Origin of the sequence: Streptomyces sp. NBC_00442, from assembly GCF_036014195.1 — a bacterium.
Classification (GTDB): Bacteria; Actinomycetota; Actinomycetes; order Streptomycetales; family Streptomycetaceae; genus Streptomyces.
The window spans coordinates 5,913,673-5,936,536 of record NZ_CP107918.1 but is presented as its reverse complement, the minus strand read 5'-3'; the positions used below and the strand labels follow the sequence as shown (position 1 = coordinate 5,936,536).

The 22,864-nt window shown below is 73.2% G+C and carries 26 protein-coding genes; 12 read left to right on the top strand and 14 right to left on the bottom strand.

Annotated elements, in window-relative coordinates; translation table 11 throughout:
* Positions 1 to 3: 3 nt before the first annotated feature.
* Genes OG432_RS26615 through OG432_RS26595 form a run of 5 tightly spaced genes read left to right on the top strand, consistent with a single transcriptional unit; the run spans position 4 to position 4,276 of the window.
* Positions 4 to 897, top strand: a complete 894-nt coding sequence (locus OG432_RS26615; protein ID WP_328313496.1) for an ABC transporter permease — start codon at positions 4 to 6, stop codon at positions 895 to 897.
* The gene (locus tag OG432_RS26610) at positions 885 to 1,799 is read left to right on the top strand and encodes an ABC transporter permease (protein ID WP_328313495.1); all 915 of its coding nucleotides are present in this window, start codon (positions 885 to 887) and stop codon (positions 1,797 to 1,799) included. The genes OG432_RS26615 and OG432_RS26610 overlap by 13 nt, the downstream gene beginning before the upstream one ends.
* On the top strand, positions 1,796 to 2,869 hold the full coding sequence (locus OG432_RS26605; RefSeq protein WP_328313494.1) for an ABC transporter ATP-binding protein: 1,074 nt from the start codon (positions 1,796 to 1,798) through the stop codon (positions 2,867 to 2,869). The genes OG432_RS26610 and OG432_RS26605 overlap by 4 nt, the downstream gene beginning before the upstream one ends.
* Positions 2,866 to 3,513: an HAD family hydrolase gene (locus tag OG432_RS26600; protein WP_328313493.1), complete on the top strand. Its 648-nt coding sequence runs from the start codon at positions 2,866 to 2,868 to the stop codon at positions 3,511 to 3,513. The genes OG432_RS26605 and OG432_RS26600 overlap by 4 nt, the downstream gene beginning before the upstream one ends.
* Positions 3,514 to 3,523: 10 nt before the next feature.
* Positions 3,524 to 4,276: a GntR family transcriptional regulator gene (locus OG432_RS26595; protein ID WP_328313492.1), complete on the top strand. Its 753-nt coding sequence runs from the start codon at positions 3,524 to 3,526 to the stop codon at positions 4,274 to 4,276.
* Positions 4,277 to 4,408: 132 nt separating this feature from the next.
* Here OG432_RS26595 and OG432_RS26590 read toward each other — a convergent pair whose 3' ends face one another.
* From OG432_RS26590 to OG432_RS26580, 3 genes are all read right to left on the bottom strand, one after another.
* Positions 4,409 to 4,843 carry a ribonuclease gene (locus OG432_RS26590; RefSeq protein WP_328313491.1) on the bottom strand — a complete coding sequence of 145 codons (435 nt, stop codon included), beginning with the start codon at positions 4,841 to 4,843 and terminating at the stop codon, positions 4,409 to 4,411.
* 182 nt (positions 4,844 to 5,025) lie between these two features.
* Entirely contained in the window at positions 5,026 to 5,940 is a 915-nt protein-coding gene (locus OG432_RS26585) for an SDR family oxidoreductase (protein WP_328313490.1), read from the bottom strand.
* Positions 5,937 to 6,758 carry an SDR family oxidoreductase gene (locus tag OG432_RS26580; protein ID WP_328313489.1) on the bottom strand — a complete coding sequence of 274 codons (822 nt, stop codon included), beginning with the start codon at positions 6,756 to 6,758 and terminating at the stop codon, positions 5,937 to 5,939. The genes OG432_RS26585 and OG432_RS26580 overlap by 4 nt, the downstream gene beginning before the upstream one ends.
* A 55-nt stretch (positions 6,759 to 6,813) precedes the next feature.
* Between OG432_RS26580 and OG432_RS26575 the strand changes: the two genes are divergently transcribed.
* The 5 genes from OG432_RS26575 to OG432_RS26555 all read left to right on the top strand — a co-directional run bounded on the left by OG432_RS26575 (position 6,814) and on the right by OG432_RS26555 (position 11,261).
* Positions 6,814 to 7,605: an enoyl-CoA hydratase family protein gene (locus OG432_RS26575; RefSeq protein ID WP_328313488.1), complete on the top strand. Its 792-nt coding sequence runs from the start codon at positions 6,814 to 6,816 to the stop codon at positions 7,603 to 7,605.
* Positions 7,602 to 8,447 carry a CoA transferase subunit A gene (locus OG432_RS26570; RefSeq protein ID WP_328313487.1) on the top strand — a complete coding sequence of 282 codons (846 nt, stop codon included), beginning with the start codon at positions 7,602 to 7,604 and terminating at the stop codon, positions 8,445 to 8,447. The genes OG432_RS26575 and OG432_RS26570 overlap by 4 nt, the downstream gene beginning before the upstream one ends.
* Entirely contained in the window at positions 8,444 to 9,190 is a 747-nt protein-coding gene (locus tag OG432_RS26565; RefSeq protein ID WP_328313486.1) for a CoA-transferase subunit beta, read from the top strand. The genes OG432_RS26570 and OG432_RS26565 overlap by 4 nt, the downstream gene beginning before the upstream one ends.
* Before the next feature lie 23 nt (positions 9,191 to 9,213).
* Positions 9,214 to 10,299, top strand: coding sequence for an NAD(P)H-dependent flavin oxidoreductase (locus OG432_RS26560; RefSeq protein WP_443058607.1), 1,086 nt, complete (start codon positions 9,214 to 9,216; stop codon positions 10,297 to 10,299).
* A 77-nt stretch (positions 10,300 to 10,376) separates the two neighbouring features.
* A complete protein-coding gene (locus tag OG432_RS26555; protein WP_328313484.1) occupies positions 10,377 to 11,261 on the top strand; it encodes a tyrosine-protein phosphatase in 885 nt (294 codons plus the stop codon).
* Positions 11,262 to 11,406: 145 nt separating this feature from the next.
* Here the strand turns inward: OG432_RS26555 and OG432_RS26550 are convergent, their stop codons facing one another.
* From OG432_RS26550 to OG432_RS26530, 5 genes are all read right to left on the bottom strand, one after another.
* On the bottom strand, positions 11,407 to 13,077 hold the full coding sequence (locus OG432_RS26550; protein WP_328313483.1) for a DEAD/DEAH box helicase: 1,671 nt from the start codon (positions 13,075 to 13,077) through the stop codon (positions 11,407 to 11,409).
* A 120-nt stretch (positions 13,078 to 13,197) separates the two neighbouring features.
* Positions 13,198 to 13,401, bottom strand: a complete 204-nt coding sequence (locus tag OG432_RS26545) for a cold-shock protein (RefSeq protein ID WP_328313482.1) — start codon at positions 13,399 to 13,401, stop codon at positions 13,198 to 13,200.
* 246 nt (positions 13,402 to 13,647) lie between these two features.
* On the bottom strand, positions 13,648 to 14,805 hold the full coding sequence (locus OG432_RS26540) for an acetyl-CoA C-acetyltransferase (protein ID WP_328313481.1): 1,158 nt from the start codon (positions 14,803 to 14,805) through the stop codon (positions 13,648 to 13,650).
* A gap of 26 nt (positions 14,806 to 14,831) precedes the next feature.
* Complete coding sequence (locus OG432_RS26535; RefSeq protein ID WP_328313480.1) at positions 14,832 to 15,470, bottom strand: TetR/AcrR family transcriptional regulator; 639 nt, start codon at positions 15,468 to 15,470, stop codon at positions 14,832 to 14,834.
* Between the two features lie 21 nt (positions 15,471 to 15,491).
* Positions 15,492 to 16,280: an SDR family oxidoreductase gene (locus tag OG432_RS26530; protein WP_328313479.1), complete on the bottom strand. Its 789-nt coding sequence runs from the start codon at positions 16,278 to 16,280 to the stop codon at positions 15,492 to 15,494.
* A gap of 54 nt (positions 16,281 to 16,334) precedes the next feature.
* Between OG432_RS26530 and OG432_RS26525 the strand changes: the two genes are divergently transcribed.
* Together OG432_RS26525 and OG432_RS26520 are read left to right on the top strand one after the other, a co-directional pair.
* Positions 16,335 to 17,504 (top strand): acyl-CoA dehydrogenase family protein, encoded by a 1,170-nt coding sequence (locus OG432_RS26525; protein WP_328313478.1) that lies wholly within the window; start codon positions 16,335 to 16,337, stop codon positions 17,502 to 17,504.
* Positions 17,501 to 18,535 carry an acyl-CoA dehydrogenase gene (locus OG432_RS26520; RefSeq protein WP_328313477.1) on the top strand — a complete coding sequence of 345 codons (1,035 nt, stop codon included), beginning with the start codon at positions 17,501 to 17,503 and terminating at the stop codon, positions 18,533 to 18,535. Before OG432_RS26525 ends, OG432_RS26520 begins: the two co-directional genes overlap by 4 nt.
* Before the next feature lie 71 nt (positions 18,536 to 18,606).
* Here OG432_RS26520 and OG432_RS26515 read toward each other — a convergent pair whose 3' ends face one another.
* From OG432_RS26515 to OG432_RS26490, 6 genes are all read right to left on the bottom strand, one after another.
* Positions 18,607 to 19,326 (bottom strand): SDR family oxidoreductase, encoded by a 720-nt coding sequence (locus tag OG432_RS26515; protein WP_328313476.1) that lies wholly within the window; start codon positions 19,324 to 19,326, stop codon positions 18,607 to 18,609.
* A 66-nt stretch (positions 19,327 to 19,392) separates the two neighbouring features.
* Positions 19,393 to 19,917: a pyridoxamine 5'-phosphate oxidase family protein gene (locus OG432_RS26510; RefSeq protein WP_443058464.1), complete on the bottom strand. Its 525-nt coding sequence runs from the start codon at positions 19,915 to 19,917 to the stop codon at positions 19,393 to 19,395.
* Positions 19,918 to 19,990: 73 nt separating this feature from the next.
* Entirely contained in the window at positions 19,991 to 20,527 is a 537-nt protein-coding gene (locus tag OG432_RS26505; RefSeq protein ID WP_328313475.1) for a HutD/Ves family protein, read from the bottom strand.
* Entirely contained in the window at positions 20,524 to 21,243 is a 720-nt protein-coding gene (locus OG432_RS26500; protein WP_328313474.1) for a vWA domain-containing protein, read from the bottom strand. Before OG432_RS26500 ends, OG432_RS26505 begins: the two co-directional genes overlap by 4 nt.
* A gap of 132 nt (positions 21,244 to 21,375) precedes the next feature.
* Positions 21,376 to 22,506, bottom strand: a complete 1,131-nt coding sequence (locus tag OG432_RS26495; protein WP_328313473.1) for a hypothetical protein — start codon at positions 22,504 to 22,506, stop codon at positions 21,376 to 21,378.
* Positions 22,503 to 22,721 (bottom strand): hypothetical protein, encoded by a 219-nt coding sequence (locus OG432_RS26490; RefSeq protein ID WP_328313472.1) that lies wholly within the window; start codon positions 22,719 to 22,721, stop codon positions 22,503 to 22,505. The genes OG432_RS26495 and OG432_RS26490 overlap by 4 nt, the downstream gene beginning before the upstream one ends.
* Between the last annotated feature and the right edge of the window lie 143 nt (positions 22,722 to 22,864).

Here is a 22,864-nt window from a genome sequence, read left to right as displayed (position 1 = left end):
ATCATGACGATCTCCATCACATCAACGCCTCGCACCACGACGGCAGTTGAACGGCCGAAGGGGCGCCGGAGCCGCAGACGGCCCGGCGCCTGGCTCGCCGCGCTCCCGCTGCTCGCCTTCGTCGCGCTCGCCTTCGGCCTGCCGGCCCTCGCCATGCTGAACGGCGCGCTGTCCGTCGACGGCGCGTACGGGCTCGCCACCATGAGCCAGTCCGTGCACGGCGCCTACCGGACCGCTCTGCTCGGCAGCGTGAAGCTCTCGGCCACCACCGCGGCCATCGCCGCCGTGCTGGGCCTTCTGCTCGCGCAGGCCGTCGTGACCTCGCGCGGCACGGCGCTGCGCGAAGCCGTGCTCACCGCCTCGGGGGTGCTCGCCAACTTCGGCGGCGTACCGCTGGCCTTCGCTTTCGTGGCCACGCTCGGCAACGCGGGCGTCCTCACCACCGAGCTGGGCCTGACCGACCACGGCTGGAGCCTCTACAGCTTCTGGGGCCTGGCCCTGACCTATCTCTACTTCCTCGTTCCGCTGATGGTCCTCACCGTGGCGCCGGCCCTGGACGGGCTGCGCCCGCAGTGGCGCGAGGCCGCCCAGAACAGCGGGGCGAGCGCCTGGCAGTACTGGCGCCACGTCGGCATCCCGGTGCTGCTGCCCACCCTGCTCGGCGGCTTCGTGCTGCTGTTCGGCAGCGCGTTCGCCGCGTATGCCACGGCCGCCTCGATGGTGGGCAGTTCGGTGCCGCTGGTGACCCTGCAGATCGCGGACGCGCTGTCCGGCAACGTCCTGGTCGGACAGGAGAACGTGGCGCTCGCGCTCAGCCTCGACATGGTGATCATCGCCCTGCTGGTGATGGCCGTGCACCTGCCGCTTCAGCGAAGGAGCGCCCGATGGCTCGCCTGACCCATCCCCCGCGCCCGTGGCGCGGCGCGGTCCTGCTCGTCGCGGGGGCCTACTTCGCGGTGCCGCTGCTCGCCTCCCTGGTGTTCACGGTGGACGTGCCGGGCCAGGGCTTCACCCTCGGCTCGTACACGCAGATCTTCGCCGCCGACGGATTCACCGCGGCCCTGCTCAGGTCGCTGGGCCTGGCCCTGGCCACCGTGGCGCTCGCCCTGTTCCTGACGGTGCCGGCCGCGCTCGCGGTGCGCCTTTCGGGCTCGGGCCGGCTGCGGGCGGCGCTCGAAGTGGTGTGCACCCTGCCGCTCGTGGTGCCCCCGGTCGCGCTGGTCGCGGGTCTGGGCACGGTCCTGAAATGGGGTCCCGACCACCTGGCGACTACCCCGCTGTACGAGACGTTCGTGGCGATCCAGAACCCGTCGTTCCCGCTGGTCCTGGTCTTCGCGTACGTCGTGATGGCGCTGCCGTTCGTGTACCGCTCCCTGGACGCGGGCCTGCGGGCCGTGGAGGTGCGCACCCTGGTGGAGGCGGCCCGCGATCTGGGCGCGTCCTGGCCGCGGGCGCTGTTCGCGGTCGTCCTGCCCAATCTGCGCACCGCGCTGCTCAACGCCTCGTTCCTGGCGCTGGCCCTGGTGCTCGGCGAGTTCACGGTGGCTTCGCTGCTCGGGTTCCAGCCGTTCGCGGTGTGGATCGTGCAGGCCTCCGGGGCGAACGCCCAGCTGTCGGTGGCGGTTTCGCTGCTCAGCCTGCTGCTCACGTGGGGACTGCTGCTCGTCGTGACGGGCCTCGCCCGTACCCGCGGCGCCACCGGCCGTCCGGCCCGCACCACCCGCCCCCTCGCCTCATCCGCACACACGCGCACCACCCGCACCACACGTACCACTCGCAGGAAGGAAGCCGTCCGATGACCACCGCACCGCCGCGCACCGGCACCGCCCTCACCATCCGGGGCCTGCGCCGCGCCTTCGGGTCCGCCGTGGCCCTCGACGGGCTCGACCTCGACGTCGCGCCGGGTGAACTCCTGGCGCTGCTCGGGCCGTCGGGCTGCGGCAAGACCACCGCGCTTCGCGTCCTCGCGGGCTTCGAACGGCCCGACGCGGGCGAGGTGCTGCTCGACGGCGAGGACATCGTGCCGGTGCCGGCCAACCGGCGCGACACCGGCATGGTCTTCCAGTCCTACAGCCTCTTCCCGCATCTGAACGCCGCCGACAACGTGGCGTTCGGCATGCGGATGCGTAAGGTCGCGGCGCCCCAACGCCGGGCACGTGCGGCGGAGTTGCTGGACCTTGTCGGCCTGCCCGAGCACGGCGGGCGCTTCCCGCACCAGCTGTCCGGCGGCCAGCAGCAGCGGGTGGCACTGGCCCGCGCGCTCGCCCTCCGGCCGAGGCTGCTGCTCCTCGACGAGCCGCTCTCCGCCCTTGACGCCAAGGTCCGCGTGCAGTTGCGTGAGGAGATCCGGCGCCTTCAGCGGGAGCTCGGGATCACCACCGTCTTCGTCACCCACGACCAGGAGGAGGCCCTCTCGATGGCGGACAAGGTCGCGGTGATGCGCGGCGGCCGGCTCGAACAGTGCGCGGCGCCCGCCGAGTTGTACGACCGTCCGGCGACCGCGTTCGTGGCGTCGTTCATCGGGACGATGAACCGCGTCCCCGGCACGGTGACCTCCGACGGTCTCGCCGAGGTGCTGGGCGTGCGCCTTCCGGTCGATCGCCCGGCCGACGGCCGCGCGGACGGATCGGCGAACGGCTCGGTGTTCCTGCTGCGCCCGGAGGCCCTGGAGGTCACGGAGGGCGGCCCCGACACGGTGACGGCCTCCTCCTTCCACGGTGCGAGCACCCGCCTGAGCATTCGCCTCGCGGACGGCACCGAGGTCAAGGCCGACCTGCCCTCGCACGCCGCGGGGTCGCTCGGCGCGGGCGCGGGCGTCACCGTACGGCCGCGGCCGCGTCCCGTGCTGGCGGCCGGTGAGGCGGCGTGAGCGGGCTGCGGGCGGTCCTGTTCGACATGGACGGCACCCTCGTCGACACCGAGGAGACCTGGGTGGAGGTCGTCGAGCAGGTCGCGGCCCGCCACGGGCACGCGCTGGCCGGCGAGGAGCGCCGCTCGGTGTACGGGCGCTCGGTGCGGGACACGGCCGGGCTGCTTCACGCGTCGCTGGGCGCCCGGCGCGAGGACCTGGCGGCGGAGCTGGGCGCGGACTTCACGGCCCGCCTGGCGGACGGCGCCGAGCCGCGGCCGGGCGCCCTGCGCCTCCTGCGGGCGCTGAGCGATTCGGGCGTGCCGACGGCGCTGGTGTCGGCGTCGCCGAGCGCGGTCGTGCGCGGGGTCGCGATGTCGCTCGGCGGCCACCGCTTCGACGCGGTGTACGGGGCCGAGGACACGGCACGCACCAAGCCGGCCCCCGACCCGTATCTCGCGGCGGCCGCGGCGCTCGGCGCGGACCCGGCGCGCTGTGTCGCCGTCGAGGACACCGCGACGGGCGTGGCCTCGGCGGAGGCGGCGGGCTGCGTGGTGCTGGCGGTGCCGTCGGTGGAGCCGATCGGACCCGCCCGGGGCCGCACGGTGCTGGCCAGCCTGGAGGAGGCGGACCTCGCCCTGCTCCGCTCGCTGATCGGCAGTTGAGGAGGCCGGGGTGGCCGGGAAGTCGCCGCTGCACCGGAAGGTGGCGGGGGACCTGCGGAGCGCGATCGCGGCGGGCGAGTACGGTTCGGGCGCGCGGCTGCCCGCCGAGGAGGAGCTCGCCCGCCGCTACGGCGTGTCCCGGGGCACGGTCCGCCAGGCGCTGGCGTCGCTGCGGGCCGACGGTCTGGTGACGTCGCGGCGCGGCGCCCGCCGGGTGGTCCTGGGCGGCGCGGCCCGGCTGCAGAGCTTCGCGGAGCTGCGCTCCTTCGCGCGGTGGGCCCGTTCGCTCGGCGAGGAGCCGGGCGGCCTGACGGTGGCCGTGGAGCCGGGCGAGGCCACGGCGGAGGAGGCCGGTCAGCTCCACCTCCCGTCCGGCACCGGGGTGTTCCGGGTCCTCCGGGTACGGACGCTGTCGGGCGAGCCGGTGATGGTGGAGCGTTCGACGTACCCGGAGCGGGTCGGGCGTCTGGTGGCGCAGCTGGCACCCGACGAGGTGTCGCACTCCCGTCAACTGGAGCTGCGCGGGGTCCTGTTCACCGATGCCCGGCACACCATCGACGTGGGTCACGCCGACACGGACGACGCGGCGCTGCTCGGCTGCCGGGCGGGTGACGCGCTCCTGCGCGAGCGGCGCCGCTCCACCGACCCTGCGGGCACCCCGGTGGAGTGGTCCGAGGACCGCTATCTGCCGGGCACGGTGGCGTTCACGGTGCACAACTCGACGGCGGGCGGGGCGCTGGGGCGGCGCTTCGGCGAGGAGTGAGCCCGCGTACCGCGGCCGCATCCGCACGAGGGCCCGCCCCGTCCGTGGGGGACGGGGCGGGCCGCGCCATGCGTGTCGGCCGCCGGGTTGACGGCCGCTGGACTGCCGGCCGCCGAGCCGACGGCCGCCGGGTCAGCAGCCGAAGTCGACCAGCCGGAAGGTGACGTAGTGGTCGGCGGTGTAGTAGTCCTCCTGGGACTTCTCGCCCGTGATGATCCGCCGGGTGCCGCGCGTGGGCGCTCCCGGGGTGATCACGGTGTACTCGTGGTAGTAGTCGCTGCTCTGCTTCGGCAGCACGCCCTCGCGGTTCTGGAAGACGACGCCGTCCTGGGAGTACGGGAACGGGCCGCCGCGTGCGATCAGGTCGAGGGTGTCGTGGGCCTGGGAGGGCAGCGCCGAGGAGCAGACGCTGCCGACCGACTTCACGGCCACCTGGGCCGTGGCGAGGGGTGCCGCGGGAGGGGCCGTGGGGGTGGCCGATGCGGTGGTGGCGGTCGGGCCCGCGAGGAGCGCGGCGGCCACGGCGAAGGCGCCGCTGATGGCTTTGATGCGTGGGGGGATGTTCATGCGCACCATGATGACGCGCGTAGAGCGGCGGCCGTCAACGTAAACTCCGTTGATTTTTCTCCTTGTTAACCCGACCGGCCCCCTGCGTAATGAAGGGGCCACAGGGGGTTAAGCGGGAGGCCACCCCAGAGCGTCCGCCCCCCTGGCGGAGCGTCCGCTCCCCTGGCGGAGCGTCCGCTCCCCTAGCGCGACCCGTACGCCACCCCCGGAGCTCCGGCCCGCGCGAGGAGCTTCAGGGCCGCCTCTCCCGCCTCGCGCGGGGTCCAGCGGGCTCCCTTGTCGCTGGTCGGGCCGGGCCGCCAGCCCTCCATCACGGTGATGCGGCCCGCCTCCGCCTCGAAGACCCGGCCGGTGACGCCCTCGCTCGCGGCCGAACCCAGCCACACCACCAGGGGCGAGACGTTGCCCGGGGCCATCGCGTCGAAGGCTCCGGCCTCCCTGGGCGCGGCCATCGCCTCGGCGAACGTGCCCTCGGTCATCCGGGTGCGGGCCGCCGGGGCGATCGCGTTGACCTGGATGCCGTACCGGCCCATCTCGGCCGCCGCGACCAGGGTCAGCCCCACGATGCCGGCCTTCGCGGCGCTGTAGTTGCCCTGTCCGACGGAGCCCAACAGACCGGCCCCGGAGCTGGTGTTGATCACGCGTGCGGCGATCTCGCGGCCCGCCTTCGCCTCGGCGCGCCAGTGCGCGGCGGCGTGCCGCAGAGGCAGGAAGTGGCCCTTGAGGTGGACCCGCATCACCGCGTCCCAGTCGTCCTCGTCGAGGTTGATCAGCGTCCGGTCGCGCAGGAAGCCCGCGTTGTTGACCAGGGTGTGCAGCGCGCCGAACGCGTCGAGGGCCGTGGCGACGAGCGAGGCGGCGCCGTCGGCCGTGGCGATGTCGCCGCCGTGTGCCACCGCCTCGCCGCCGGCCGCGCGGATCTCCTCCACGACCTCCTGGGCGGGGCCGCCCGACGCCCCCGCCCCGTCGGGCCCCACCCCCAGGTCGTTGACGACGACGCGCGCCCCCTGCTCGGCGAAGGCCAGCGCGTGGGCGCGACCCAGCCCCCGCCCGGCGCCCGTCACGATCACGACTCGCCCCTCGCACAGTCCGCTCATCTTCCGTCTCCTTCGGGCTTGTTGATGTCACGCCGGTTGACCGTGGCCGCGTCCAGGAACGCGGGGCGTTCGCCGCCGCCGTGGACGAGCAGGGACGCGCCGCTGATGTAGGACGCGCTCGGGGAGGCGAGGAAGACGGCGGCCGCCCCGATCTCCCCGGGTTCGGCGAGCCGGCCGAGCGGCACGGTCTCCCCCACGCGCGCGACGCCTTCCGCGTCGCCGTAGTGCAGTGCGCTCCGTTCGGTGCGGACCATTCCGAGGACGAGCGTGTTGACGCGCACCTCGGGCGCCCACTCGACCGCCATCGAGCGCGCGAGGTTCTCCAGGCCCGCCTTGGCCGCGCCGTACGCGGCCGTGCCCGGCGAGGGCCGCACCCCGCTCACGCTCCCGATCATCACGACCGATCCGCGCGCGGCCCGCAGCTGGGCCCTGGCCGCGAGCGAGGCCCTCATCGGCGCCACCAGGTTCAGCTCGACGACCCGCGCATGGCGCTCGGCCTCGCCCTCACCCTCGCCCTCGCCCTCGCCCTCGCTCTCGCCGAGCAGCCGGTAGGGCGTGCCGCCCGCGTTGTTGACCAGCGTGTCCAGGCGTCCGTGGTCGGCGGCGACCTCCGCGAAGAACGCCCGCACGGCGGCGGGATCCCGCAGGTCGAGCGGGCGGAACTCGGCCGTGCGGCCGCCGAGTTCGACCGGTTCGCCGGGCGGTCTGCGGGCGCACACCACGACGTCCGCGCCCGCCCCGAGGAACGCCTTCGCGATGCCCGCGCCCACGCCCCGGGTACCGCCGGTGACGACGACCACCTTCCCGGTCAGCTCCATCCGCGCTACCTTCCTCACCTAACAAATGTTTGGTGGAAAGGTAGCTGATCCGCCCATGGGTGTCTCCACCTCAAGCCCCGACAAGGGCATCCGCCTCGTCACGGTCGACTTCCCGCCCGTCAACGCCCTTCCCGTGCGGGGCTGGTACGAGCTCGCCGACGCGGTCCGCGCAGCCGGGCGCGACCCCGAGAACCGCTGCGTGGTGCTCGCCGCCGAGGGCCGCGGCTTCAACGCGGGCGTCGACATCAAGGAGATGCAGCGCGACCCCGGTCACACGGCCCTCATCGGCGCGAACCGGGGCTGCTTCGAGGCGTTCGCCGCGGTGTACGAGTGCGAGGTGCCGGTCGTCGCGGCGATCGGCGGGTTCTGCCTGGGCGGCGGCATCGGCCTGGCCGGCAACGCGGACGCGATCGTGGCGGGCGAGGACGCCGTCTTCGGTCTGCCCGAGCTCGACCGCGGCGCGCTGGGCGCCGCCACCCATCTCGCCCGTCTCGTGCCCCAGCACCTCATGCGCGCCCTGTACTACACCTCGCGCACCGTGACGGCGGCCGAGCTGCACACCCACGGCTCGGTGTGGAAGGTCGTCCCGCGCGATGAACTCCTGGGTGCGGCGATGGAGTTGGCGCGCGAGATCGCCCGCAAGGACGGCACGCTCATCCGGCTCGCCAAGGCCGCCATCAACGGCATCGACCCCGTCGACGTACGCCGCAGCTACCGCTTCGAGCAGGGCTTCACCTTCGAGGCGGGCCTCAGCGGCGTCGCGGACCGCGTGCGCGACACGTTCGGGACGGCGGGAGCCGGCGCGACGACATCCGGTGGGGCCCCCACCGAGGAGGGACAGCGGTGACCGACAAGACCATGACGCCCGAGGACGTCGTCGCGCGCCTGAGCAGCGGCATGACCCTCGGCATCGGCGGCTGGGGCTCGCGTCGCAAACCGATGGCCCTGGTGCGCGCCCTGCTGCGCTCCCCCGTCACCGATCTCACGGTGATCTGCTACGGCGGCCCCGACGTCGGCCTGCTCGCCGCCGCGGGACGGATCCGCAAGCTGGTCGCGCCCTTCGTGACGCTCGACTCGGTCCCCCTGGAGCCGCACTTCCGCGCGGCCCGCCAGGCCGCGGCCTTCGAGCTGACGGAGGTCGACGAGGCGATGTTCATGTGGGGCCTGCACGCCGGCGCCAACCGGCTGCCGTTCCTGCCGGTCCGCGCCGGCATCGGCTCCGACGTGATGCGGGTCAACCCGGGTCTGCATACCGTCACTTCGCCGTACGCGGACGGCGAGACGTTCGTGGCGATGCCCGCCCTGCGCATGGACGCGGCGCTCGTCCACCTCAACCGCGCCGACCGGCTCGGCAACGGCCAGTACCTCGGCCCCGACCCGTACTTCGACGACCTGTTCTGCGAGGCGGCCGACAGCGCGTACGTCTCGTGCGAGCGGATCGTGGACGGCTTCAAGGACGCGGTGCCGCAGTCCCTGCTGGTCGCCCGGCACGCCGTCACCGGCGTCGTCGAGTGCCCCGGCGGCGCCCACTTCACCTCCTGCGCCCCCGACTACGGCCGCGACGAGCCGTTCCAGAGGCTGTACGCGTCCACGCCCTGGCCCGAGTTCGCCGCACGCTTCCTCGCCGGCCCCGACGAGAAGTCCTACCAGTCGGCGGTGCGGAGCTGGCACGACAAGGAGCGGACGTGACGACGAACGCCGTGCGCGTGACGCGCGCCGAGTACTGCGTGATCGCCTGCGCCGAGGCCTGGCGCGACAACGGGGAGGTGCTCGCGAGCCCGATGGGCCCGATCCCGTCGATCGGCGCCCGCCTCGCCCGGCGCACCTTCGCGCCCGACCTGCTCCTCACCGACGGCGAGGCGATGCTCGTCGGGCTCGACGGCGAACCCGAGGGCTGGCTCCCCTACCGCAGGCATCTGACCATGGTCACCGGCGGCCGGCGGCACGTGATGATGGGCGCCAGCCAGATCGACCGGTTCGGCAACCAGAACATCTCCTGCATCGGCGACTGGTCCCGGCCCGCCCGCCAGCTCCTCGGGGTGCGTGGCGCCCCCGTCAACACCCTCAACAATCCCGTGAGTTACTGGGTGCCGAAGCATTCGACGCGGGTCTTCGTGCCGAAGGTCGACATGATCTGCGGCGTCGGCTACGACAGCGCGGCCGCCGCCGGCCCCTCCGCGACCCGCTTCCACCGCATCCCGCGCGTGGTGAGCGATCTCGGCGTCTTCGACTTCGCGACGCCGGACCACACGATGCGGCTGGTGTCGCTGCATCCGGGGGTCACGGTCGAGGAGGTGCGCGAGGCGACGGCGTTCGAGCTGTCCGGCCTCGACGGGCCCGCGTCCACCCGCGAGCCCACCACCGCCGAGCTGCGCCTGATCCGCGAGGTCATCGACCCGGACGGGTTGCGCGACCGCGAGGTCGGGCCATGACCGCCGCGTCCACGGAGCCCCGCATCGAGACGGCGCTGACGAAACTGGTCGGCGTCCGGCATCCGGTCGTGCAGACCGGCATGGGCTGGGTGGCGGGCCCCCGCCTGGTCTCGGCCACCGCCAACGCGGGCGCCCTCGGCATCCTGGCGTCCGCGACGATGACGGCCACCGAGCTGAGGCGCGCGGTCCGCGAGGTCAAGTCCCGTACCGGCGCGCCGTTCGGCGTCAACCTGCGGGCCGACGCGGCCGATGCCCGCGAGCGGGTGCGGATCATCGTGGACGAGGGCGTGCGCGTGGCGTCCTTCGCTCTGGCCCCCTCCCGCGAGCTCATCGCCGAACTCAAGGACGCCGGCGTCGTCGTGATCCCCTCCATCGGCGCCAGACGGCATGCCGAGAAGGTCGCCGCGTGGGGCGCGGACGCGGTGATCGTGCAGGGCGGCGAGGGCGGCGGCCACACCGGCGACGTGGCAACCACCGTGCTGCTGCCGCAGGTTGTGGACGCCGTGGACATCCCGGTGATCGCGGCGGGCGGCTTCCACGACGGGCGGGGCCTGGTGGCGGCGCTCGCCTACGGCGCGGCGGGCGTGGCCATGGGCACCCGGTTCCTGCTGACCTCCGACTCGACGGTCCCCGACCCGGTGAAGGCGAAGTATCTGGAGGCCACGGTGAAGGACGTCACGGTGACCACGGCCGTGGACGGACTGCCGCACCGCATGCTCCGTACGGACCTGGTCACCGCCCTGGAGTCGGCGGGCCGCGTCCGGGCGCTGACCCACGCGATACGCCGGGCCTCGGCCTTCCGGAAGATCTCCGGCCTGACCTGGGCCCAGCTCGTCAGGGACGGCCTGGCGACGAAGCACGGCAAGAACCTGACCTGGAGCCAGACCCTCCTCGCGGCGAACACCCCGATGCTGCTGAGGGCGTCCATGGTCGAGGGCCGCACCGATCTCGCGGTGATGGCCTCGGGCCAGGTCGCCGGGGTGATCGAGGACCTCCCGAGCTGCGAGGAACTCGTCACCCGGGTGATGGACGAGGCGGCGCGGGTCCTTGCCGCGCTGCCGTCGGCGCAGCGAATCCCCTTCCCCAGCAGTGGAGTTGATGACCCGTGAACACCCGCGTGAACACCCGAGTCCGCCCCCACTCCCCTCCCCACCGCCACACCCGGCCGCTGACACGTGCCACATCCGTGGCGATCACGGCGATGGCGGCCGCCGCCCTGACCGTGGGCCTGCTGCCGTCGGCGACGTCAGCGTCGGCGGCCGCGCACCGCCCCTACGCCCCACCGATCCACCAGATAGCGCTGCAGGGCGCCGTGAACGTACGTGACGTGGGCGGGTACCGGACCTACGACGGCGAACAGGTCCGGTACGGCGTCGCCTACCGCGCCGACGCGCTGAACAAGGCGACGGACACGGACGTCACGACGCTGGCCCGGCTCGGCCTGCGCGAGGTGGTCGACTTCCGGGTGCCCCTGGAGCTCCAGTACGACGGCCCCGACCGGCTGCCGGCCGGGGTCGCCCCGACGTCGCGCCCCGTCACCGACAGCGGCCTGTACGCGGCGATGCTGTCCGCGATCGGGTCCAAGGACCCGGCCGTGCAGGACGCGATGCTCGGCCACGGCAAGGCGGAGGCGCTCATGCGCACCGAGTACCAGGCCTTCGTCTCCGACCCGGCCGCGCGCACCCGGTTCGGGGCGACCCTGAAGGACCTGGCGTCGGGGCGCGGCCCCGTGCTCTTCCACTGCACCTCGGGCAAGGACCGTACGGGGTGGGAGAGTTACGTCCTGCTGCGCGCGGTGGGCGTCCCGGCGGCCACGGCCGAGCAGGACTACCTGGCGTCCAACGGGTTCCGCGCGGCGGCGGACGCGGCGCTGCGGGCGGGCCTGAAGCAGTCGGGCGTGATGCAGAACCCGGATCTGCTGATCCCGCTCCAGGAGGTCCGGTCCGACTACCTGAACGCGGCACTGTCGCAACTGGGTACGCAGTACGGCGACTTGTACGGGTACCTGACGCGGGGGCTGGGTCTGAGCGTGCGGGACCTGGCGGGGCTGAGGTCACGGCTGGTGCCGTAACCCCGACACCGCCTCGCGCGTGCCCCGCACCCCCTACGGGGCTCGGCAGAGGCATACCCAGCCCGTCCGGCGTTCGAGGACGAGCGCCCTTGAGGCGCGAACGGGGTCCGGGGCGGAGCCCCAGGGAGATGGGGCTCGACCTGGGTCAGGCCCCGGAGCGGCCCCGGCTCGCACCGCCCTGGCCACGACCACGGCCACCCTGGGAACGGGCCGCACCGGACTGCGTACGGGCCGCACCGGACTGCGTACGGGCCGCACCGGACTGCGTACGGGCCGCACCTCCCTGCGTACGGGCCGCACCGGACTGGGTGCGGGTGCTCTGGGTGCGGGAGGTGGGCGACTGGGGGGTGCCCTGGCCGGTGCCCCGGGAGCCCTGGCCGCCGCGGCGGCCCCGGCCGCGCCCGCCGGAAGGAGCCCGCTTCGGTTCCGGCTGGGCCGGGATCTCGATGACCACCGGGACGCCGGACGGCTCGCGCGCACCCGTGACCCGCACGAGCTCCTCGGAGCTCGACTTGATCTCGGCCGTGCGGGGCCGGATGCCCGCGAACGACATGAGCTTGGTCATCTCGCGCTTCTCGTCCGGCAGGACCAGCGTGACGACGCTGCCCGACTCGCCCGCGCGAGCGGTGCGCCCACCACGGTGGAGGTAGTCCTTGTGGTCGGTGGGCGGGTCGACGTTGACCACGAGGTCAAGGTCGTCGACGTGGATGCCGCGCGCCGCCACGTTCGTGGCGACCAGCGCGGTGACCTGGCCGTTCTTGAACTGGTCGAGCGTGCGGTTGCGCTGCGGCTGGGAGCGTCCGCCGTGCAGCCCGGCCGCCCGCACACCGCTCGCGAGCAGCCGCTTGACCAGCCGGTCCACGGAGCGCTTGGTGTCGAGGAACATGATCACGCGGCCGTCGCGCGCGGCGATGCGCGTGGTGACGGCCTTCTTGTCGGTCTCGTCCATGACGTACAGGACGTGGTGTTCCATCGTGGTGACCGCGCCGGCCGACGGGTCGACGGAGTGCACCACCGGGTCGGTGAGGAACATCCGGACCAGGCGGTCGATGTTGGCGTCGAGGGTCGCCGAGAACAGCATGCGCTGGCCGTCCGCCTCGACCTGCTTGAGCAGCGCCACGACCTGCGGCATGAAGCCCATGTCGGCCATCTGGTCGGCCTCGTCGAGAACGGTGATGCCCACGTTCTCCAGCGAGCAGTCGCCTCGCTCTATGAGGTCCTTGAGCCGGCCGGGCGTCGCGACGACGACTTCGGCGCCGCGGCGCAGCGCGTTGGCCTGCTTGGTGATGGAGAGCCCGCCGACGACGGTGGTGAGGCGGAGGTTGACCGCGGTCGCGTACGGGGTGAGCGCGTCGGTGACCTGCTGGGCGAGTTCCCGGGTGGGGACCAGCACGAGCGCGAGGGGCGCCGTGGGCTCGGCGCGCCGGCCCGCGGTGCGGGCGAGCAGGGCCAGGCCGAAGGCGAGGGTCTTGCCGGAGCCGGTGCGGCCGCGGCCGAGGATGTCACGGCCGGCCAGCGAGTTCGGGAGGGTGGCGCCCTGGATCGGGAAGGGCTCGGTCACGCCCTGCGCGTCGAGCGTCTTGAGGAGCGCGGCAGGCATGTCCAGGTCGGCGAAGGCCTCGACGGCAGGCAGCGCGGGGGTGAGGGTCTCCGGCAGCTTGAATTCGCCCTGCGGCGCCGCCATGCTCCGCCCCTTGGCGGACTTGGCGGTCTTCGCGGCGGGCCGGCCGGAACCCTGGCGGGCGCCGGAGCCGGAACGTGAGCCGGCGGCGGCACCGGAACCTGCGCCGAAGCGCTTGCTGGTCGTGCGCGTCATACGGTTTTGCCTCCTGGGACAAGACAGCACAAGCCGGGACCCGCACCTGAGGGTGCGGGCCCCGGCTGCGAAATTCGCGAGCCGCGGATTCCGCGGCTGCAAAATACGCCTCGTCGGCGATTAGGCGGGGACGATGTTCTCCGCCTGCAGGCCCTTCTGGCCCTGGGTGACCTCGAAGGAGACCTTCTGGCCCTCGAGGAGCTCACGGAAGCCGTTGGAGGCGATGTTGGAGTAGTGGGCGAAGACGTCGGGGCCGCCGCCGTCCTGCTCGATGAAGCCGAAGCCCTTTTCCGAGTTGAACCACTTCACGGTGCCAGTAGCCATGTCATTTCTCCTAAGACAGGGGCAGTTCCGGAAATCCGCGGATTTACGGATTCCTCGTCGCCGCATTGAGCCCATCCGGAGAAACCCCGGAAACAAATAATGCGCCTGAGGATCATTCCCGTCAGGCGCACATAAAGTATATGGGTACCAAAACTGCAACAGCCACCACGATAGCACGCCCGTGTGTGGGGTGTCCCTGTGGGCCGTGTTACACCGGTCGCCCCCCGTGGCGTCCGGCGCCGTGGCTCACAGCCGCTCGACGATGGTCACGTTGGCCTGGCCGCCGCCTTCGCACATCGTCTGGAGCCCGTAGCGGCCGCCGGTGCGCTCCAGCTCGTGCAGCAGCGTCGTCATCAGCTTCGCGCCGGTCGCGCCGAGCGGGTGGCCGAGGGCGATCGCGCCGCCGTTGACGTTGACGCGCGCGGGGTCCGCGCCGGTCTCCTTCAGCCAGGCGAGCGCCACCGGCGCGAACGCCTCGTTGATCTCGACGAGGTCGATGTCGCCGATGGTCATGCCGGTCTTCTTCAGTGCGTACGCGGTGGCGGGGATCGGCGCGGACAGCATGCGGATCGGGTCCTCCCCTCGGACCGAGAGGTGGTGGATGCGGGCCCGGGGGGTCAGGCCGTGGTCGGCGACGGCGCGTTCGGAGGCGATGAGCAGGGCGGCCGCGCCGTCGGAGACCTGCGAGGAGCAGGCCGCGGTGATCGTGCCGCCCTCCATGACGGGCCTCAGGCCGGCCATCTTGGCCACGGTGGTGTCCCGGCGCGGGCCTTCGTCGGTGGTGACGCCCCCGTAGGGAACGGTCTCGCGTGCGAAGCGGCCCTCGTCGATGGCTCGGACCGCCCGCTGGTGGGAGCGCAGGGCGAACTCCTCCATGTCGCGGCGCGTGATGTTCCACCTCTCGGCGATCAGCTGCGCCCCGTGGAACTGGTTGACGGGCGCGTCCCCGTAGCGGGCGCGCCAGCCCTCGCTGCCGAGGAAGGGGCCCTGGGTCAGGCCGAGCGGCTCGGCGGCCCGACGGGAGGCGAAGGCGATGGGGATCATCGACATGTTCTGGGTGCCGCCGGCCACGACGAGGTCCTGGGTGCCGGAGAGCACGCCCTGCGCGGCGAAGTGGAGGGCCTGCTGGGACGAGCCGCACTGCCGGTCGATGGTGACCCCGGGCACCTCTTCGGGCAGGCCGGCCGCGAGCCAGGAGGTGCGGGCGATGTCACCGGCCTGGGGGCCGACCGTGTCCAGGCAGCCGAAGACGACGTCCTCGACGGCGGCCGGGTCGATGCCGGACCGCTCCACGAGCGCCTTCAGTACGTGGGCGCCGAGGTCGGCGGGGTGGACCCCGGCGAGCCCTCCGCCCCGCCGGCCCACCGGAGTGCGTACCGCTTCGACTATGTAGGCCTCGGCCATGTCAACTCCCCCTGTACGGCTGCGATTTATGGGTGTTGTGCGCGTACGGCGATTCCGTCCAGGACCATCGAGAGGTACTGGCGGGCGATCTCCTCCGGGCTGTGCAGGCCGCCGGGCCGGTACCAGGACGCGGCGACCCACACGGTGTCGCGCACGAAGCGGTAGGTGAGGCGGATGTCCAGGTCGGCGCGGAAGACGTGGGCCGCGACGCCGCGCTCAAGGGTGCCGAGCCAGGCCTTCTCGAACTTCTGCTGCGAGTCGGCCAGGTAGTGGAAGCGGGGCTGGGCGGCCAGGTGCCGGGACTCCTTCTGGTAGATCGCCACCGCGGCGCGGTGCCGGTCGATCTCCCTGAAGGACTCGGTGACCAGGGCCTCGATGGTCTCGCGCGGTCCGAGCCCGGCGGCGAGCACGGCGTCGTATCCCTCCCAGAGCTCGTTCAGGAAGGCCGAGAGGATCTCGTCGAGCATCGACTCCTTGGAGTCGAAGTGGTAGTAGAGGCTGCCCGCGAGCAGGCCGGCCTCGTCGGCGATCCGGCGCACGGTGGTGGCGTTGTAGCCCTGGGCGGCGAACACCTCGGCCGCGGTGGCGAGGAGTTCGCGCCGCCGCTCGGGCGAGGCGGTCACCTGCGTCTTCTTCTTGTTCGTCGGCTTCTCGTTCGTCGGCACACGTCCATTGTGCTGCCCCGGCTAGGCGTGCTGGCTGCTGACGGAGACGACCTCGCCGGTCAGGTACGAGGAATAGCCGCTGGCCAGGAACACGATGACGTTGGCGACCTCCCACGGTTCGGCGTGGCGGCCGAACGCCTCGCGTGCGGTGAGCTCTTCGAGGAGTTCGGCGGAGGTGACCTTCACCAGGTGCGGGTGCATGGCGAGGCTGGGCGCGACCGCGTTGACGCGCACCCCGTACGCGGCTGCCTCGATGGCCGCGCACCGGGTGAGGGCCATGACGCCCGCCTTGGCCGCGGCGTAGTGGGCCTGGCCGGCCTGGGCTCGCCAGCCGACGACGGAGGCGTTGTTGACGATCACGCCGCCGCGGCCGGACTCCTTGAAGACGCGCAGGGCCGCCCGGGTACAGCGGAAGGTGCCGTTCAACGTGACGTCGAGGACCTTGGACCACGTGTCGTCGCTCATGTCGACGAGGGAGCACGTGCCGCCGAGGCCGGCGTTGTTGACGACGATGTCGAGGCCGCCGTGTTCGTGCTCGGCGAGCGCGAAGAGGGCCGCGACCTGTTCTTCGTCGGTCACGTCGCAGGGGAGGGAGGCGACGCGGTCCGCGCCGAAGGCGGCGGCGAGCGTCTGCTCGGTCTCCTCGAGGCGGCGGGCGTGGGCGTCGCCGATGACGACGCGGGCGCCCTCTTCGAGGAGCCTGCGGGCGGTGGCCCCGCCGATCCCGGCGCCGGCCGCCGCGGTGACGACGGCGGTGCGGCCGTCGAGGAGGCCGTGGCCCGGCACGTACTGAGCCTTGTTGTCCGTCACGGCGCCACGTTAACCTACCAAACACTTGTTAGGGAAGGATGGTGTGCCGCACCCATGGACCTGGATCCCACGCCCGCCCAGGAGGCCTTCCGGGCCGAGGCACGCGCCTGGCTCGCCGCCCACGTCCCCGCCGCCCCGCTGCCCTCCCTGGAGACCGCGGCCGGCTTCGCCGCGCACCGGGAGTGGGAGGCACAACTGGCCGCGGACCGCTGGTCGGTGGTGTCGTGGCCCGAGGAGTACGGGGGCCGGGGCGCCGACATCTTCCAGTGGCTGGCGTTCGAGGAGGAGTACTTCGCGGCGGGCGGCCCCGGCCGCGTCTCGCAGAACGGCATCAACCTGCTCGCGCCCACCCTGTTCGACCACGCCACGCCCGAACAGCGGGCCCGGATCCTGCCGGACATGGCGAGCGGCGCGACGATCTGGGCGCAGGCCTGGTCGGAGCCGGAGGCCGGTTCCGACCTCGCCTCGCTGAGGTCCACGGCCGAACGCACCCACGGGGGCTGGCTGCTGTCGGGGCAGAAGACCTGGTCGTCGCGGGCCGCGTTCGCCGACCGCGCGTTCGGCATCTTCCGCTCGGACCCGGCCGCGGCCAAGCCCCACCAGGGCCTCACCTATCTGATGTTCGACCTGCGGGCGCCCGGTGTGACGGTGCGTCCCATCGGCCGTCTCGACGGCAAACCCGCCTTCGCCGAGCTCTTCCTCGACGACGTCTTCGTGCCCGACGAGGACGTCGTCGGCGAGGCCGGCGCGGGCTGGCGGATCGCCATGTCGACGACCGGCAACGAGCGCGGTCTGATGCTGCGCTCCCCCGGGCGCTTCCTCGCCTCGGCCGCGCGGCTCGTGGAACTGTGGCGCGCTGCGGGCGACCCGGCGGACACCGCGCTGCGCGACCGGGTCGCGGACGCGGTGATCGGGGCGCGCGCCTACCAGCTCTTCACCGCGGCCAACGCCTCCCGCTTCGCGGCGGGCGAGACCATCGGCGCCGAGTCCAGCCTGAACAAAGTGTTCTGGTCGCGGTACGACATCGCCCTGCACGAGTGCGCGCTCGACCTCCTCGGGCCCTACGGCGAGCTGTCCGACGACGCCGACGAGGCTCCCGCACAAGGGAGTTGGGCCGAGAACTACGTGTTCTCGCTGGCCGGCCCCATCTATGCGGGAACCAACGAGATCCAGCGCGACATCATCGCCGAGCGTCTGCTCGGCCTGCCGAAGGGCCGCCGATGAGGTTCCTGCTCACCTCGGAACAGCTCGCCTTCGCGCGCTCCCTCGACGCGATGCTGACCGCGGCCGACACGCCGTCGGCGGTACGGGCCTGGGGCGCGGGCGACGCGGGGCCCGGCCGGGCCCTGTGGTCGCGGGCCGCCGGCGCCGGAATCTTCGCGCTGGTGGCGCCCGAGGCGTACGAGGGCGCGGGCCTCCATCCCGTCGAACTCGCCCTTTCCTGCGTCGAGTTGGGACGGCACGCGGCACCTGGCCCGTTCGTGGAGACGGTGGCGGCGGCCGCGCTGCTCACCCGGCTCGCGGAACTCGGCGAGGCGGGGCCGGCCAAGCGGCTGCTGCCCCCGGTCGTGTCGGGCGCGTGCGTGGCGAGCGTGCTGTTCCCGGGCGCGCGTCCCTACGCGCTCGACGCGGACCGCGCCGATGCCGTCCTCGTCGTCGCAGACCAAGCAGACCAAGCGGGTCAAGCGGACCAAGCCGGACGGCCGGGCCCGGCCGGCCCGGAGCTGCGACTCGCCCCGGGGCACGGCCCGGTCCAGGCCTCGGCCGATCCCGCGCGTCGCCTGTCCCGGCCCCTGCCCGGCGGTGAACTCCTGGCCGCCGGGCCCGCGGTGGCCGACGCGGTCGAGCACGCCACGGTGTGGGCGCGGCTCGCGGCGGCCGGGCAGTGCATCGGGCTCGCCCAGGCGCTGCTCGACCGGACCGTGGCGTACGTCAAGCAGCGCACCCAGTTCGGCGCGCCGATCGGGTCCTTCCAGGCGGTCAAGCACCGGCTCGCGGACACGCTGGTCGCGGTGGAGTTCGCCCGGCCGCTGCTCTTCGGGGCCGCGCTCTCCCTCGCACCGGGCGATGTGGCCGCCGCGAAGGTGAGTGCCGGTGAGGCCGCGTACGCCGCAGCCCGCGCCGCGCTGCAACTGCACGGCGCGGTGGGCTACACGCAGGAGCTCGACCTGTCGCTGTGGCTGCGCAAGGCGCGGCCCCTGAGGGACGCCTGGGGGACGCCCGGCGAGTGCAGGGCGCTGGTCCTGGCGGGCTGAGCCGCCCCGGTGGCCCGGTGCGGGTCCCGGCCCCGGCCTCGGCCCCGCTGCCGTACTGGTCCCGGCCCCGGTCAGTGGACCTGGCCGGTGGGGCGGACCACCACCTGGTTGACCTCGACGCCGGGCGGCTGCGCGAGCGACCAGACGATGGCCTCGGCCACGTGGTCGGGAGTCAGCGCGGGGCCGCCCGGCACGACGCCGGTGGGGTGGCTCGACCAGAACGGGGTGTCCACGCGGCCCGGCGCGATGAGCGTCACGGCCACCCCCGAGCCGGTGACCAGGACACGCGTGTTCTCGGCGAGCGAGGTCAGCGCGCTCTTGCTGACCGAGTACATGTTGCCCGGGGTGTTCTTGATCCCGGCGGTGCTGCCCACCATCACGATGCGGCCGCCGCTCTCGGTGAGCGCGGGCAGCGCCGCCTTCACCAGAACCGCCGGGCCGAGCACGTTGACCAGGAGCATCTCGCGCCAGTGCTCGGGGTCGCCGTCGGCGAGGTTGTCATGGGTGGAGAACCCGGCGTTGGCCACGACGTGGTCGAGCCGCCCGAACGTCTTGACCGTCGCCTGGACCGCGTCGCCGATCGATGCGAGGTCGGTGGTGTCGGCGGCGACCGCCAACAGCCGCTCTCCCGCGCCCCGTTCGGCCGCGAAGGCGTCGAGCCTGCCCTGGTCGCGGCCGGTGACGGCGACCCGGTGCCCCGCGTCGAGGAGCCGCCCGACGGTGGCGGCACCGATGCCGCTCGCCCCGCCGGTGACAAGAGTGACCGCGCCGCTGTCGTGTTCGCTGTTCATGAACTCCCCTGGATCCTCACATGCGTTGCATGACCAGGTGACTCTAGCTCCCGGGCCCGTGACGGCTCAGGCGTCCTCGCGGACTCCGTCGTCGCCGTTGCCGCGTCTGAGGATGCGCAGGGCGGCGCCGGGCCGCCACACCCGTACGACCAGGTCGTCGTTCTCGACGTCGGTGCGCACGACCTCGGTCAGCTCGGCGCGGAAGAGGTGGAACGGCTCGGGCGGCTCGACCTGCGAGGCGAACCGCGCCGTCACCGCGGGGTCGGTGACCTCCACGGCGCGCCCGCTGATCCGCACGTCGCCGTCGGCCATCTCGGCGTCGGGGCCGGGGTTGGCCTGCACCGCGAAGCGCGGATCGCGCCGCAGGTCGTGGGCCTTCATCGAGCCCGGCATCATGCCGAGCCACAACTCGCCGTCCTGGAACTCCACTTCGAGACCGGTCACCCGGGGCGAGCCGTCCTTGCGCAGGGTCGCCAGGACATGGTGCTTGTACTTCTTGAACCGCGCCTCGGCCGCTGACGCGAAGGGAGTCTCCACTTCCCTGAACTGCGCCCAGCTCATGGCGAGGACGGGGCTCTGCGGACCGGTCATGACATCTCCCTCGTGCTGATGTTCGTCGTCATGACTCCAGGAAACCTCAGATACCCGTCATCTCCTGTCCGGATTAACGAAGCGGGAGGGTGACCACGGCGGTGTGCCCCTGGACGCGCACCGGGGTGGCGCCCGCGCCGGTGAGGACCGCGTCGTACGGGCCGAGGCGTACGCCGCCCGCGTGGGCGGGGGCGTCCAGGGCGACGATCAGGGCGGGCCCGGCGACGCGCAGCTCGCCCCGCACGACGGCGACCGACGGTGCGGGTGCGCCCCGGCGGAACATCACGTTGAAGTTGACGACGGGACCGGCCAGGAGACGGCAGTCGGTGGGGGCGTCGCCCGGGAAGTGCTGGGGCACGAACCGCTCGTCCACGAGCCGGCGCCGGCCGTCCACCGTGAGGTCCATGCCGGCGCCCTCGACGACGGTGAGGATCCGGTCGACGCCGGGGAACGCGGAGAACGGTCCGTCCGCGCCGACGTCGGCGAGGCTGACCCGCCACGCGAAGTCCGCGACCCCGGAGCCCTCGGGGTGCGCGGCGACACCCCGCGTGACACCGCCCCCGTTCTTCCACGGCACGGCCACGCGCGCGGCGGCCCGCAGCACCCTCACCGTACGATCCCTTCCGCGCGCGCCGCCCGCAGCCAGTGCGGGAACTCGCCGAGCAGCCGGTCGTACAGCTGGGCGTCGGTCATCCGGCGCGGATCGCGCCCGGCGGCGAAGAACCCGGCGTTGTCGACGCGCCGGAAGTCCGGCACGGCCAGCTCGTCCAGCCTGCGCAGGAAGTCGAACTGCTGACTGTGCGGGTCCCCGAAGCCGATGAACTGCCAGAACATCGGCAGGGCCGCCGCCTTGCAGACATGGCGTTCGGCGGCGGCCCTGCTGGTGGGGCCGCCGTCGGTCTGGAACACGACGAGCGCGGGGGCGCTCGCGCCGCTCTCCAGGTAGTGGTCGATGACCGCGTCCATCGCCACGTGGTAGTTGGTCCGGCCCATGTGGCCGAGGTTGGCCACGATCCGTTCGATGCGACCGCGGTGGTTGTCGAGGGCGATCTCCGTGTGGGCGTCGATGTCCGTGGAGAAGAACACCACCGGCACGCGGCCGTCGTCGTCGAGGTGGGCGGAGAGCCCGAGCACCCGGTCGGCGAGCGCCTGCACGCTGCCGTCCTTGAAGTACGGGCGCATCGAGCCCGAGTGGTCGACGACCAGGTAGACGGCGGCGCTCTCGTCGTCGAGCCCGTGCCTCTCCAGGGATTCGCCCGCGCTCTTGTAGAGGGAGACGAGCGCGGGGGCACGCTCCTGCACTTTCTGGAGGGACAGTGCGGGCATGCGCCTCGTCTCCGTTCGCTCACCGATCCGGCGGGTCGGGGTGACGAGGCTACGCCAGGTGGGGAGGGTCGGGTGACCGGGTGCGGCGGACCGCGCGCCCGGTACGGGGAGGCCGAGCTCCGTTCGCGGGGGTTACGTGGGCTCGCCCCGGTCCTGGAACGACGGCAGGGCGAAGATGCGTTCCTTGGACGGATCGTCCATCAACTCGACCAGGGGCAGCACCAGTTCCCACAGGTTCCGCTGGTCGACCTCGCGGGCCAGCGCGTCGAGGTCCTGGTCCGCGAGGGCGCCCGCCGCATCGGCGACGACCGTGCGGGAGGGTTCGGGCAGCAGGCCGACCAGGGGCAGGAACTCCGCCCACAGCCCGGTCGCCACGACGGCGGGGACGATGCCGGTGAGGACCGCGGGGTCGGTGAGGGAGGGCAGTACGGCCACGGCCCGGCGGTCCTCGTCGCCGAGCAGGGCCACCAGGGGCAGGAGGGATTCCCACAGGCCCTGATCGGCCACCGTGCGGACCAGCGTGTCGAGGCGGGCCACGGGCTGGCGGGCGGCCAGCGTGGCGATGCGGGCGCGCTGCTCGCCCGTCACCATGCCGGCGACGGCGAGAGCCTCGGGCCACAGGCCGTCGGCGGCCGACGCGACGACCCCGGCCAAGCGTTCCTCGCCCATCAACTCCACGATGGCGCCGAGGCGTTGGGGGTTGTCGATGACGGATCCGGTCCGCAGGACCACCGCGTCGTCGACCTGCGGCAGGATGCGGGTCAGCGCCGAGTCCCGCAGATGGCCGACGAAGCGGCCCATGGTGAGGTGGTCGCCGCGTTCGGCGAGGGCGACGGAGATCCGTACGAGCAGGTTCTCGTCGAGGCGGTCGACGATGTCCCCGATGCGGCGCGGGTCCAGGTGGGCGCAGGACGCGGCGGTGAAGGCGACGGGCAGTTTCTCGATGATGTCGGCGGCCCGTGCCGGTTCGAGGCGCCCCGCGACGGCGGCGGCGAGCCGGGGGCCCAGGGCTTTCTGCGAGATGGCGGCGGCGACCCCGGCCGGGACGAGCTTGGTGGCGCGGGCGATGCGGTCGAGCATGTCGGGCACGCCGTCGAACAGGGCGGCCACGGTCTGTTCGCGCAGGGTGCGCAGATCGTCGGCGGGCAGCCCGGCGAGGAAGGCGAGCCGTTCGGGGCGCTCGTCGAGCAGGGCGGCGAGCTTCTCGATCTCGGCGCGGCCCCGGAGCGTGTCCCGGGTGTCCATGGCGGTCACCGGCCTCACTTGAAGAGGATGCGGCGCACGGGGCCGCGGGCCAGGGCGGGCACGAGCCCGAGGGCCGCTTCGGCGGCCTCGCCGAGGCCGGCCGCACGGCTTGCGCGTTCCTTGCTCAACGCGGCCGCCAAACAGGTGAGTTGATCCTCCGTCAGGCGGGCGAGGGAGGGCGGGGGCGGCGCCCCCAGCTCCGTACTCAGGTGCGACAGCGCTTCGTTGCTCACGGGACCTCCCGGTGACGGACGGCGGCTCGTCCCGAGACTGAGGCGCAATTGACTAATAGTCAATACGTGGCACGGGACGGGGCCCGAGCTTCGCGTGCCCGGTCCCGCACACGCCGCGACGCCCGCCCAGTCGTCCGGTCGGG

Bases quoted from the DNA above. Each gene is read 5' to 3' on its own strand.
- OG432_RS26545 (WP_328313482.1), bottom strand. From the start codon at position 13,401: ATGGCTACTGGCACCGTGAAGTGGTTCAACTCGGAAAAGGGCTTCGGC.
- OG432_RS26525 (WP_328313478.1), top strand. From the start codon at position 16,335: ATGGACCTGGATCCCACGCCCGCCCAGGAGGCCTTCCGGGCCGAGGCA.
- OG432_RS26550 (WP_328313483.1), bottom strand. From the start codon at position 13,077: ATGACGCGCACGACCAGCAAGCGCTTCGGCGCAGGTTCCGGTGCCGCC.
- OG432_RS26585 (WP_328313490.1), bottom strand. From the start codon at position 5,940: ATGAGCGGACTGTGCGAGGGGCGAGTCGTGATCGTGACGGGCGCCGGG.
- OG432_RS26615 (WP_328313496.1), top strand. From the start codon at position 4: ATGACGATCTCCATCACATCAACGCCTCGCACCACGACGGCAGTTGAA.
- OG432_RS26540 (WP_328313481.1), bottom strand. From the start codon at position 14,805: ATGGCCGAGGCCTACATAGTCGAAGCGGTACGCACTCCGGTGGGCCGG.
- OG432_RS26605 (WP_328313494.1), top strand. From the start codon at position 1,796: ATGACCACCGCACCGCCGCGCACCGGCACCGCCCTCACCATCCGGGGC.
- OG432_RS26580 (WP_328313489.1), bottom strand. From the start codon at position 6,758: ATGGAGCTGACCGGGAAGGTGGTCGTCGTCACCGGCGGTACCCGGGGC.
- OG432_RS26520 (WP_328313477.1), top strand. From the start codon at position 17,501: ATGAGGTTCCTGCTCACCTCGGAACAGCTCGCCTTCGCGCGCTCCCTC.
- OG432_RS26610 (WP_328313495.1), top strand. From the start codon at position 885: ATGGCTCGCCTGACCCATCCCCCGCGCCCGTGGCGCGGCGCGGTCCTG.
- OG432_RS26500 (WP_328313474.1), bottom strand. From the start codon at position 21,243: ATGCCCGCACTGTCCCTCCAGAAAGTGCAGGAGCGTGCCCCCGCGCTC.
- OG432_RS26515 (WP_328313476.1), bottom strand. From the start codon at position 19,326: ATGAACAGCGAACACGACAGCGGCGCGGTCACTCTTGTCACCGGCGGG.
- OG432_RS26575 (WP_328313488.1), top strand. From the start codon at position 6,814: ATGGGTGTCTCCACCTCAAGCCCCGACAAGGGCATCCGCCTCGTCACG.
- OG432_RS26510 (WP_443058464.1), bottom strand. From the start codon at position 19,917: ATGACCGGTCCGCAGAGCCCCGTCCTCGCCATGAGCTGGGCGCAGTTC.
- OG432_RS26590 (WP_328313491.1), bottom strand. From the start codon at position 4,843: ATGAACATCCCCCCACGCATCAAAGCCATCAGCGGCGCCTTCGCCGTG.